The 12,133-nt window shown below is 41.6% G+C and carries 11 protein-coding genes and 1 tRNA gene; 5 read left to right on the top strand and 7 right to left on the bottom strand.

Annotation, left to right across the window (positions count from 1 at the left end; genetic code table 11):
- Positions 1–145: 145 nt before the first annotated feature.
- A complete protein-coding gene (locus ABDD95_RS05285) occupies positions 146–1,651 on the bottom strand; it encodes a hypothetical protein (protein ID WP_345950856.1) in 1,506 nt (501 codons plus the stop codon).
- A 132-nt stretch (positions 1,652–1,783) separates the two neighbouring features.
- Between ABDD95_RS05285 and yiaA the strand changes: the two genes are divergently transcribed.
- Positions 1,784–2,251: an inner membrane protein YiaA gene (yiaA, locus tag ABDD95_RS05280; RefSeq protein ID WP_345950855.1), complete on the top strand. Its 468-nt coding sequence runs from the start codon at positions 1,784–1,786 to the stop codon at positions 2,249–2,251.
- A gap of 304 nt (positions 2,252–2,555) precedes the next feature.
- Here yiaA and ABDD95_RS05275 read toward each other — a convergent pair whose 3' ends face one another.
- The 3 genes from ABDD95_RS05275 to ABDD95_RS05265 all read right to left on the bottom strand — a co-directional run bounded on the left by ABDD95_RS05275 (position 2,556) and on the right by ABDD95_RS05265 (position 4,868).
- On the bottom strand, positions 2,556–3,029 hold the full coding sequence (locus ABDD95_RS05275) for an HAD domain-containing protein (RefSeq protein ID WP_345950854.1): 474 nt from the start codon (positions 3,027–3,029) through the stop codon (positions 2,556–2,558).
- A 556-nt stretch (positions 3,030–3,585) separates the two neighbouring features.
- Positions 3,586–3,661, bottom strand: a tRNA-Phe gene (locus ABDD95_RS05270).
- Positions 3,662–4,382: 721 nt separating this feature from the next.
- Positions 4,383–4,868: a hypothetical protein gene (locus ABDD95_RS05265; RefSeq protein WP_345950853.1), complete on the bottom strand. Its 486-nt coding sequence runs from the start codon at positions 4,866–4,868 to the stop codon at positions 4,383–4,385.
- Between the two features lie 47 nt (positions 4,869–4,915).
- On the opposite strand from ABDD95_RS05265, the gene ABDD95_RS05260 reads away from it, so the two are divergent.
- On the top strand, positions 4,916–5,401 hold the full coding sequence (locus tag ABDD95_RS05260; protein ID WP_345950852.1) for an ABC transporter ATPase: 486 nt from the start codon (positions 4,916–4,918) through the stop codon (positions 5,399–5,401).
- Positions 5,402–5,516: 115 nt separating this feature from the next.
- Here the strand turns inward: ABDD95_RS05260 and ABDD95_RS05255 are convergent, their stop codons facing one another.
- Both ABDD95_RS05255 and ABDD95_RS05250 read right to left on the bottom strand, forming a co-directional pair.
- The gene (locus ABDD95_RS05255) at positions 5,517–6,497 is read right to left on the bottom strand and encodes a type I phosphomannose isomerase catalytic subunit (RefSeq protein WP_345950851.1); all 981 of its coding nucleotides are present in this window, start codon (positions 6,495–6,497) and stop codon (positions 5,517–5,519) included.
- Between the two features lie 216 nt (positions 6,498–6,713).
- Entirely contained in the window at positions 6,714–7,943 is a 1,230-nt protein-coding gene (locus ABDD95_RS05250; RefSeq protein ID WP_345950850.1) for an NADP-dependent isocitrate dehydrogenase, read from the bottom strand.
- A gap of 156 nt (positions 7,944–8,099) precedes the next feature.
- Here ABDD95_RS05250 and ABDD95_RS05245 point away from each other — a divergent pair, with 156 nt between their 5' ends.
- The 3 genes from ABDD95_RS05245 to ABDD95_RS05235 all read left to right on the top strand — a co-directional run bounded on the left by ABDD95_RS05245 (position 8,100) and on the right by ABDD95_RS05235 (position 9,984).
- Positions 8,100–8,558, top strand: coding sequence for a hypothetical protein (locus tag ABDD95_RS05245; protein WP_345950849.1), 459 nt, complete (start codon positions 8,100–8,102; stop codon positions 8,556–8,558).
- A gap of 2 nt (positions 8,559–8,560) precedes the next feature.
- The gene (locus ABDD95_RS05240) at positions 8,561–9,259 is read left to right on the top strand and encodes a hypothetical protein (RefSeq protein WP_345950848.1); all 699 of its coding nucleotides are present in this window, start codon (positions 8,561–8,563) and stop codon (positions 9,257–9,259) included.
- A gap of 230 nt (positions 9,260–9,489) precedes the next feature.
- Positions 9,490–9,984 (top strand): hypothetical protein, encoded by a 495-nt coding sequence (locus tag ABDD95_RS05235; RefSeq protein WP_345950847.1) that lies wholly within the window; start codon positions 9,490–9,492, stop codon positions 9,982–9,984.
- 64 nt (positions 9,985–10,048) lie between these two features.
- On the opposite strand, the gene ABDD95_RS05230 is transcribed toward ABDD95_RS05235, so the two are convergent.
- Entirely contained in the window at positions 10,049–11,977 is a 1,929-nt protein-coding gene (locus ABDD95_RS05230) for a DNA polymerase III subunit gamma/tau (protein ID WP_345950846.1), read from the bottom strand.
- Between the last annotated feature and the right edge of the window lie 156 nt (positions 11,978–12,133).

Here is a 12,133-nt window from a genome sequence, read left to right as displayed (position 1 = left end):
AATTGGTTCAGGTAAATATAATTAAATTTCTAAAAATAACGGCCAATTTAGCGCTATCCTGCTTAATGGCTAGCCATTAGTAAAGATTAGATGCGGACCGGATTATTTTGAGAACAGGAAAATTGAAAGAGGAAGAATACCCTACTTATTCTTGTAACTGGCTATCATCCTGAATTAGTTGCAGCACCACTTGATATGCATTTTTTTTCTTCCACTGTGCTATTAACCAACTGATAAAGCTTAAAATAAAAATGTCGCTATTGCCGGTCTCGCCTTGAAAGTTCAATACCTTTTTTTGATAAGATGTTTCAAAAACAATGTCGGGCTTTAACAGGTATCTCTCAACCAAACTTAAAAACATCAGCACACGCTCTTCAGATGTTTTAAGCAAGTACTTTCTGTATCTGCGGCGAAAGCTGGCTAAGCGGGACATGGCAAGCTCAATGTTAGAGAATTGTGCTTGTACCAAAATTTCCATCAGGTTTTTGCGGATGGCCCAAAGCATACCCATCTTTTTCTCATACCAGGTGTCTGTACGTGTTAGCAGCGTTAACTGCTTCAAGCTTTCGCGGTTGTCACAGAGGGCTAAAAACATAGCCAGGCATATTCGTATATCCTCAATGTCCTCGGGTTTAGATGAGGGTTTGGAAACCGATAATGATTCCCGCAATATGACTACTGCCCGATCAGCAAAACCGGTAAAGAATAGGTTGAGGGCTGAGAGCAACTGATAACGCAAATAAAACACCGCATGATAACGACTATCCAAAGTCATCAAGTCTATCATTTCCTTTAATATAGCCGTACTCTTTGCGAAATCCTTTTGTCGTAAATGGAAATTTGATAGAAAGTACAAGATGGAGATATGGTAAAAGAGATAGGCTTTCTTTTGGTTAGCCTGCCTTTGTATAAACTGATGAGTCCGGTCGATGTAGCGTTCTATTAACCCGTAATTATGCTGTATAGCTGCGTATTCATTAGCAATAAAAAGGATTTGGTAAACGGACTTGTAAGTCATCAGATCCTGCACCGAAATTTTGTATTTCCGGATAGTAGTCAGCATTAAGGTATTCAGATTAACAACCTTCCCTCCCAGGTGTATCTGCTGCAATTCATGCCTTAAAAAGGCATAGGCCATGTTGAGTTTGGCTTCGCGTTGCATATCTGATTGATTGTGCAGGAAGCGTGCCGTTAAACCTTCAAAATCCTCGGCTTCCGGTAAGTGCGCATATTGCAGCTTTAATAGCAGAAGCTCATTCAACAAGTTAAACTGCTCTAAGTGCTCAGCCAGCCGTTCTGCCTTATCCAAACATTTGAAACCCACCTTCACCACATCGTTTTCTAATAGGAAACGCCCTACAACCACGAGTCGTAGCGCGTCATAAGTGTCCGATTGATTGCTTTCGAAGGCTTTTTGCGACAAGAACACGAGCAGGCTATCCTGTAGCCTTTTACGTAAAGAGTGGTAGGCGTCCTTGTTTTTTTCTGGATGATAGAGTTGGTCTAACCTGCTGATATCGTCAGTTTCTATCAAATCTAGTAGTTGCAAATTCTTTACATCGTTCCGTTTGTTTTTGCGCTTTAAAAACTGCCTGAAAAGCTTTTTATCGTTAGTATCGAGCAAACTGATTAACGCTGAAAGTGGATCCATGAGGATACAATAATACCTATAAAGCTAATGTTATCATAGAATGTATCGTCAGTAAATAGCGAAATCTGAATTTATAAGTGCTGTTTTATAGCGCACATTTGCTTCCATATTAATCATTAAAACAAAAACAACATGGAACCGCTACAACACAAAACAGACGAAAATTCAACTTTTACAAAACTTACTGAGAACGGCAGAAACCCGTTCAAACCAACTGCCGCGTTTATAGGCGCCTCCTGGTTTGCCTTGTTATCCGGAACAGTAGCCTATTGCATTGGCTTATGGAATGCCAGTATGCAGCTGAACGAAAAAGGCTATTACTTTACCATTTTATTGTTTGGTCTATTCGCCGTAATCTCCGTGCAAAAGAGTGTAAGGGACCGGGCTGAAGGACTAGCAGTGACCGACTTATACTACGGCCTGAGCTGGTTTGCCACCATAGCTTCAATGATTCTGTTAACGATTGGCTTATGGAATGCTGGCATCGCCAGAAGTGAGAAAGGCTTTTACGCAATGGCTTTTTGCCTCAGCATATTTTCGGCCATTGCTGTACAAAAGAATACCCGCGACGCAAAGTTGATTGGAGATAAAGAACTGTAACGTAGCGGTTACTTCCCCGCAGTGCCTTGCCTTGCAAGCCTGCGGGGTTTTATTACCCTATTTATTAATTTACCCCAGCCGACTTCCACCCTTTATTTAAATATCTTAAAAGTTTATTGCTCCTAAACTCACGAGCACCAGTAGTTAACGTTGAATAAACATAATAAATGGAGTTACAACTAAGTTGGTAGCTCCAATGGGAATTGTACATTCATTTAAAAGACATTCGTTCTTAACCATCCGAGTATGGATCTGAGCCATTTAGTACCTGCAAAACTTGCAATATTCTTCAGGATTATTTTCCTCAATAATAATGTGTAGATTTTTTGTTTAAAATTGAAATTGCTTCATCCGCGAGATCATCTGTCAGTCCTACAGAGGGGCTTGTTAACACCAAGTTTTCTTTAAGATTTTCTGGCAAATTACTTAACATTTTATCATCGTCAATAATGACAAATTCCTCCTTTAAATCAGGATGTTTTCTATACCATTCCAATATTTCATCCTGCCGGCTCACCCTCAAACTATTTGTGGGCAACCTCCGCACTTTTTTCGGATTAATTCCTCTAGACTTTAAAATTCGCTTCCACTCATTAGCGTTATACTTCGTTTTATGCGACGTTGTTAATACAACAGATGCATTAGTTGCAGCTAATATTCGCTGAAGAGCTTTCACAGATCTGAAATTAAAGATTGGAAAGCCGTCTTCCAAAAACTCAGGTTTCTTCCAAGAGTTAGCAGGAACCATTACACCATCTATATCTAATAAAATCAACATATTACAAATTTATTACTAAATCCCTATCTATTAATTACCTTGTTAATTACTTCGAGAGCAACATTACTGTAATTTGCATCTAATTCATTTAAGTGTGCAATCTTAGCAGGGGTATCCCAATCCCCGTTATCCAATTCAACAGTGTTCCGCGCGATTTCCCGAGTTGCGAAAATGGTACTTGCATCGGATTTGAGACGCAAAAATATGCAACATGAAATCTCCTCCATTTTATAGATAAATCCAATTTACAGTGAAGCAAAGGCGCGAGGAGTTGAAACACGGGCATCTCCTGTGATATTTCCACACAAAAAAGTCCTTTAAAAACCGCATCAAAAGGGTTCAAACACCGCAAATATAAGGTATCTCTACATAACAACCAGCTGTATCAAAGCCAGTTAACCCCCTATTTGGTACCTGCAAATTAAAAGACTTTGACAGGTATCCTTTTCGGTATCACAGCTATCAAGAAATTTTGATCAGTTTTGAGTAAGTTAGAAAACAAAAAACCCTGCAAATCAGCGATCTACAGGGTTTTGATTTGAGTTGATACTCGTTCTGGTGGTATCAGCTGGAATCGAACCAGCGACACAAGGATTTTCAGTCCTTTGCTCTACCAACTGAGCTATGATACCGTCGTTTTGGGACTGCAAATGTAGCTTGTTTTTTGATTTATGAAAATTTATTTTGAAAATATTTTCACTTTTTCTCCCGTCAAATCTCAATCAGCGGCTTAATTAATTGACTTCAAGACGAATAAGGTAATTATTTTTTTTCGAGAGCCTGTAGTAAATATAGCAGGAGATAGATACTTCTAAAAAAACAGCTCTATCCTACCTGCCCAAAATCAAATTATGCTTAAAGGCATGGTGCATTCGTTATCCGGGTATCTGCCTGCTATGTTAGTGCTGCTTTACGTTACAAGCAATGACTATGCGAAACCTCCCATCGGGGCCAGGTTTGTAATTTTCTGAGTACCGTAAATAGCCATATTCATCAGCAGGAAATTGAAAAGTTCATTTACATATCGACAAGCGGGGTTATGTAATGGGCGATACGCTTTGGTTTAAAGTTTAAATTTTTGATGCAGCTTTCTTAAGCGCTTCTGCTAAAAGCGGCATTATATATATCGAGCTGGCTAATGATTGTAACGGTTTGGTGAAACGTATTATTCGCTCTCCGTGCGTTGGAAGCTTGTAATAGCAACTCATCAAAGATGGCAAGGCTACAGCTTTACTCTTCACCGCCAATAATCCCGGCATGTATACAGTTTCATGGAGGGATCGGATATGGACGAAGAATTGGGCACTAAGCACGCTAAGCCAACCGTGGTTAAACAAGTGGTAAAATTAAAAACTACTTTACGCCCATTGGTATCTTCAAAAAATTCAACGCAGTGTACAAGCTATCCAACCGTTCGGCTTCCATATTTTTGACAGGAATTATCAGGGTGGTGGTCATAGAGTCTACATTGCCTTTAGGGTCATTATAGGTTTGTACAATGATATCGTCGGTTTGGGTTTTTATGCGGAGTATGCCGCGGGTGGTGGTACCCAGGTAATCCATGTCTTTGAAGCGGCGCAAGCTAACAGAATAGTATTCCTGCTTACCGTTTTGATAAACTTTCTTGAAGCGTAAAAAGTCATCATGCGTTAAATTAAGCTCCCACCTGCGCAGTTTTATCTCGTCAGATGGGTCATAAGCCTCGAACAGGCATTTATTGCCCCAGGTAAGGGTTTGAAACCTATCGAGCATTGTAGTGAAGCTAAGCCCCGCTCCTGCCAAGGCAATAAGTCCACCTACGAATAGCCCTTTGTATGTTCGAAAACCTGATTTCAGCATGACAACAATACTCTCATCCCGAAGTTACAAAAATGATAACTTTGTATATGCAATTTTCTCAAAATTCAAGAGTATGGATTTACCAGTCAAACAAAGAGTTGACAGATGATCAAACTCAGCAACTACAACAACAGCTTCAGGAATTTACCCAGGCCTGGACCGCTCATAACAACCAGCTTAAAGCAGGCGCGCAAGTTAAATACAACCGCTTTATTATATTAGTGGTTGATGAAAGCCAGGCTGGTGCCAGCGGCTGTTCTATTGATAAGTCGGTGCGTTTTTTGAAAGAGTTAGAAGAACAGTTTCAAATTAACTTGTTCGACCGCTTTAACCTGGCCTATCGTAATGGCGGGAACATTTTTTCGGTTCCGCGTAATGAGTTTGAGGAACTGATTAAAGCTGGCGAAATAACTGCAGATACCGTTGTATTCAACAACCTGCTACAAAACATAGCTGAGTTGCAAACCAAATGGGAAGTGCCGCTAAAGGATAGCTGGCATGTGCAGTTGTTTGGTAAGTTACTGGCAGAGTAAGGAAGTTTTCAAATCTGTGATCTCGAACGATAGTGAGAAATCTTTTCATATTGACAAGGCTGTTGCATGAAAAGATTTCTCGCATACGCTCGAAATAACAGTTCTGGTAGTATGATTAAGCTATATAGCTTTCCAATATTTTAAATCCGGTTGTGGTAGTTAGCTCAATCTGGTTCACACTGTTAGGCAACAAAATACTATCACCCATCTTTACTGAATAGGTCTCGCCGTTGTATTTAATCTGGTAGCTACCTTCCAGGCAAACATGTATAACAAAGGAATCTAATGAGGAATAATCCTTGCTCACCCCTTCGGTATAATCGAGCACATTAGTTGTAAAATACGAGCAGCTTACCAGGTGTACGGCCTCATTCTGTTTAGGCTCGTATTGGGTTTTATATTCAGGATACTTTTTGTAATCAATTGCCGCTAAAGCTTCTTCGGTATGCAACTCGCGTTTTTGGCCTTTATCATCTACACGGTCAAAATCGTAGATGCGGTAGGTAATGTCTGATGTTTGCTGTATTTCGGCAATCAGTAGGCCTTTTCCAATAGTGTGTACCCGGCCTGCAGGTAAAAAGAATACATCGCCCGCCTGTACATCCTCACGGTTGAGTATATCGGTAAGGTGACCGCTATTCAGCTTGTCTACATAAACCTGCTCATTCACTTCCTGGTTAAAGCCGGCAATGAGGCTCGAACCTGGATCGGCTTCAATCACATACCACATTTCGGTTTTACCAAATGAGTTATGGCGTTTTTTGGCTAATTCATCATCAGGGTGTACCTGTATAGAAAGATCATCATTGGCATCAATAAACTTTACCAGCAACGGAAAAATATTACCAAAACGCGCGTAAACCGCCTTGCCTACCAATTCATCCTTATACTGCTCCAATAAATCGGCTAAAGATTGCCCTTCAAGCGCGCCTCCGTTTACAACTGACACATCAGACTTTACGCCCGATATTTCCCAGGTTTCTCCACAGTTAGGCAGGTCGCCAAAATCTTTATGCAGGTAGGTTCTGATTTTTTGGCCGCCCCAAATTTTATCTTTATAAATGGTTCTGAATTTTAAAGGATAAAGTACCGACATGATAAGCTACTGATTAAATACTAAGTTGATAAATAGAAATTGTTCAAATTTAGTTTTTTAAACCTAATGTTATAAAACTACTTACACCCAACTTGTTGTTGGTGTACAACACCTGTGTTTAAGATGCTCTCAACATGAACAATGCATTCTATAAACAGCAATGCCCTACTTATGGGGAAGTAGGGCATCGCTTGTTTATGTAAAAACTAATTAGGCTTACTTACCCAACTTAGCTTTCAGGTTTTCGTTGATAGCCTCTAAAAACTCTTCGGTGTACAGGTAATCGGTACCATGCTCAACTTTAGGTTTTACTGTTATGGCCAAATCTTTAGTCATTTTGCCGCTTTCAACAGTTTCAATACAAACCTGCTCTAGAGTGTGGCAAAAATCAATCAGTTCCTGGTTGTTATCCAGTTTACCACGGAACTCCAAACCGCGGGTCCAGGCAAAGATAGAAGCAATAGGGTTAGTTGATGTAGGGCGGCCGGCCTGGTGCTCGCGGTAGTGGCGGGTAACGGTACCGTGTGCAGCTTCAGCTTCCATTACAGTACCATCGGGTGTAACCAATGTAGAGGTCATTAAACCTAATGAACCAAAACCTTGTGCTACGGTATCAGACTGAACGTCGCCGTCATAGTTCTTACAAGCCCAAACAAAGTTACCGTTCCATTTAAGGGCCGATGCAACCATGTCATCAATTAAACGGTGCTCGTACACAATACCTGCTTCGTCGAATTTAGCTTTGTAATCGTTTTGATAGATCTCTTCGAAAATATCTTTGAAACGACCGTCGTATTTTTTAAGGATGGTGTTTTTGGTTGACAGGTATAAAGGCCAGCCTTTCATCAATGCCTGGTTAAAACAAGCATGTGCAAAACCACGGATAGACTCATCGGTATTATACATAGCCAGGGCAACGCCATCGCTCTTAAAGTTAAACACCTCGAATGATTGCTCTTCGCTACCATCCTCAGGAGTGAAAGTGATGGTTAATTTACCTTTGCCTTTAGTAACAAAATCGGTAGCACGGTACTGATCGCCAAAAGCATGACGGCCAATGCAGATAGGCGCTGTCCAGTTTGGAACCAAACGCGGAACGTTGCTCATCACAATTGGCTCACGGAAAACTGTACCGTCCAAAATATTACGGATCGTACCGTTTGGTGATTTCCACATTTGTTTCAGGCCAAACTCTTTTACACGGGCTTCGTCTGGCGTAATAGTAGCACATTTGATACCTACACCATATTGTCTGATAGCGTTAGCCGCATCAATGGTAACCTGGTCGTTAGTTTCATCGCGGTACTCAATACCTAAATCGTAATACTTAACATCCAGATCAAGGTAAGGGAATATCAATTTGTCCTTGATAAATTGCCAGATGATGCGGGTCATCTCATCGCCATCCAGTTCAACTACCGGATTTTCTACTTTAATTTTTGACATATCGGGTTTGTTGTAGTTGTATTTAATTTTAAAAACGCCCAAATATATACATTTTGCCTATAGCCGAATTTATTTTATAACTTAAACTTTTGTTTAATCGTAACAAGGAAAAATTGGTGGCCGATAAATAAAACACTAATTTTAAAGGCGAAAGACATGACGAAAAAGATTTACGGCGTTTTATTACTGGTAACTATACTATTTGCCAGTGGTTGCAAAACGGATCCGGCTGTTGTTCCGGATAGTTTGCAAAACCTTAAACTACTTGGCAAGTGGTTTTTAACTGATTTTGAGATCACCACCCAGGTTGATGCAGATGCTCCTACCACGGTTAACTTAACCGATTTTACTGATAAGGATTATTTTGAATTTAAAACAGACAACCAGGCTACCTACTCATCTACCTTATACGGAAGAGTCTTTGAAGGCTATTATTCTGCCAACTCCTCAACCACGCCGCAAACCCTAAGTTTTAAAAGCGGCAATTTGCTGTTGAAATACCAAGTGGAAAGTATAGACACGCTGCAGTTTGTTATTTATGAAACTACAACCAGCACTGTTGGGGGCGTAACCACAACCATAACTAATCGTTACACCTACAGCCGGATACCATAATAATGAAAAAGCTATTTTTAACAATAGGTATCTGCCTTTCCTTCCTTTTCGCAAAGGCGCAGTTAGGTTATAATTATGCCCAATATGATTTAGGATTTGCTGCAGCGCTCAACTATGCATATACCGATGCCGAAACGGTTAAGGGAACACCTGCTGCACACATAAATTTCACCTACAACCATACTCCATTCTTAAATTACATTGCTGAGGTGCAAATTGGTAAACTGGCAGGCGGCGATTCGCTCAATACGCTATCGGGCCGGCAGTTTAAAAACAACTATACAGCGGTAACTTTTAGGGCGCAAATACAAGCTGGCGAGTTGATGGATTACAACAACAAGCCATTTTTTAACGCATTAAAAAACGTTTATGCGAGTGCCGGCTTGGGTGTTATTTATAACAACATAACTGAAATTAACCGCAGTTCGCTATACATACCCGATTTTACATCCACCGGCCGCAATACCAGCAGTGAACTCATGATACCGCTAAAACTAGGTTACGAGCTAAAAATATTTAATAGTTATAACGAGCCTACCATTAAAGTGGATTTTGGCTGGCAAGCTAATTACGTATTAGGCGACCAACTTGACGGCATAAAGGCGGGGACCCGTAAAGACCTGTACAGCCAGTTTGTACTGGGCTTTAAATTTGCAGTTGGCGGTTTCACCTCCTACCGCAAGCCGCTTACATTAAGGTAAATAGTTCCTCCTAAAAAATTAATCTTCTTAACACCTACCTGTCATCTCGAACGATGGGAGAGGTCTTTTCAAACTGGTTTCGTTCATCGCTTTGAAAAGATTTTTTGCCTACGCTCGGGAATGACGGTGTGGTTGATGATTATGCGTCAAGAGCTTTCGTCTTAATATTTCAAACCGTTTAAAACTTTGACAGGATGTTTAATGTTCATCTATATACAAAGTTTAAACCTATGAAAAACGACGATACCTTCTATCCTGGTTTTAATGATGAGAACCTGGACAGAGATAAGAAAATGAAAGATGATCTGGATGGCGAAACATCATCACACGATTTGAAATACGACCCGGAAACTGACAGTTACGAAATTGCTGTGGAAAACGATGATCCGGACTATGATCCGCCTCAATTGTTTGATACGGCAGCGCCCGGAGGCAGTGATTTCGACTCAAGTTATGACGAGGCTAATCCTTATGATACCAAAGGGGAATATGATAAGAACCGCTCACTCGAAACAGATGTTGATGGTTTAGGAATGCATATTGACAGCGGTGAGATTGTGGAGCTTGACCCAATTGACGAATCGCTTGCCCGCACACCTGAGGATGACCGTGACGACTTGGACGAAGAAGGTTATCCAAAAAACGATGCTGACTTAAGTGGAGGCGATTCAAAATCCGACTCCGACATTAGTGCCGAGGATGAAGATAACGAATATTTGAAATAATAATCTTATGCTGTCAGCCTGAACAAAGCAGTTCATACTGACAGGAATATATCAAAAAGCGGTTTTAATCTAACTCCAGATTAAACCGCTTTTTTAATTCCATCAACTGGGAGTTTTTGGCTGCCATGTGCTGAAACTTTTCCATTGCGGTGTACGGCTTCTTTACTACCGTTTGTTCATCTATACGCGTAGTTACTTCAATATCAAAGTTACGCAACGTGGTGCGTAAGTGATTCATCAAACCTGGTTTCTCATCCCTGAAAACGTTCTCCTGCGTACGGTTACTTACGGCAATTTCGAATTGATAAGGTTTGTGCATTACCGGTGCATTGGCGGTAAGTATGGTAACCAGCGTCGCTTTACCATCTGCTTTAACCTTGGCTGCGTAATCATGCCAGCACTTCAAGAAAGCATCTGTTGTAAAATCCTCTTTATCGGTACCGTACAGGTAAGGGTCTTCCTCTTCTTCAACCACAAGCGTACCGCCTCCTCCCCCTTTTAGCGACGGGCTTAGCGATGGCGTAGCTAATAAAGATGCAACAAGCGGCTTTACCATGCCCGGATTTTCGGCCACGGTTGGTGCTGGTTTCTTAACCTCCGGTTGTGGCGATGCAGACGGCAGCGCCTCGGTATGTTTTGCTATGGGCTGTGCCTGTAACGATGGTGTTGCCGAAAGTTGCGGTGTAGCCTGGAGCGATGGCGTTGCCTGCTGATAAGCCGGTTTAGGCTCATTTACCACCGGCACTGCAGGTGGTGCCACTACAACCTTATCAGCTTTTGGGACCTCTATCGAAATAGCATTTACCGGCTTTGGCACCTCGGCTACGCCTGCATTAGAGTTTTTTTTTAAGACCTCACCCTGTGGTGAAGTTTGTGTAGATACACTTGCAGCGGCAAACACAGAGGGCAAATGACATATTTTTAACAAGGCCAGCTCCACTTGCAAGCGCTGATTTTTACTCAGCCGATAGTTTAAATCGCACTGATTAGCAATATTCATGGCCGATAGCAGGAACGATGCAGATGCTCTTTGAGACTGCTGCAGGTATTTTTGGCGTATGCCTTCGCTTACTTCAAGCAGCTTAAGTGTGGGTGCATCCTTAGCCACAAGCAGGTTGCGTAAATGCCCTGATAAGCCGGTTATGAAATGGCTGCCATCAAATCCGTTAGATAAGATTTCGTCAAACAGCAGCAAGGTATTGGTTGTATCTTCGCCCAACAAACTATCGGTTACATTAAAATAGTAATCGTAGTCGAGTATGTTAAGGTTATCTATTACCGAACGGTAAGTAACCTGACCGCCCGAGAAACTTACAATCTGATCGAACATGGACAAGGCATCGCGCAAGCCGCCATCTGCCTTTTGGGCAATGATGTGCAGCCCATCGGGCTCATAGCTTATGCTTTCCTTTTGGGCAATAGAGGCCAGGTGATTGGCCATGTCCTCTACCCGTATACGGTTAAAATCAAAAATCTGGCAACGCGAAAGTATGGTTGGCAGTATCTTATGCTTCTCGGTAGTAGCCAGGATGAAGATAGCATAATTGGGCGGCTCTTCCAGCGTTTTCAGGAACGCGTTGAACGCGGCCTGCGAAAGCATGTGCACCTCATCAATTATGTAAACCTTGTAACGGCCGGCTTGTGGTGGTATCCGTACCTGCTCAATCAGGCTGCGTATATCATCAACCGAGTTGTTAGATGCCGCATCCAGCTCGTGCACATTAAAAGAGTTTCCGTTCTGAAATGCGCGGCAGGAATCACATTGACTGCAGGCTTCGCCATTAGGCTGAAGGTTGGTACAGTTAATGGTTTTAGCCAGTATACGCGCGCATGTTGTTTTACCCACCCCACGTGGCCCGCAGAATAAAAATGCCTGCGCCAGCTGATTATTTTTAATCGCATTTTTTAGCGTATTGGTCACATGTTGCTGACCTACAACGCTTTCAAAAGTAGCCGGGCGGTATTTACGAGCCGAAACAATAAAATTATCCACAGCCACTAAGTTAGGCAAATTTGCTGAAATGCTCAAGGCAGAAAATCATTCAACTGTCTTAAAACTTAACCTCAACTTTACATGCATTGGTTAAATTAGTGGCCTGCACTTTCAACCTTTATACAAGTACCTATCACAGTTTACCTGCATTATTGC

The sequence above is a fragment of the Mucilaginibacter sp. PAMB04274 genome (assembly GCF_039634385.2).
In the GTDB taxonomy this organism is placed as follows: domain Bacteria; phylum Bacteroidota; class Bacteroidia; order Sphingobacteriales; family Sphingobacteriaceae; genus Mucilaginibacter.
The sequence above is the reverse complement of the archived record's forward strand: the minus strand, read 5'-3'. Positions and strand labels throughout refer to the sequence as shown.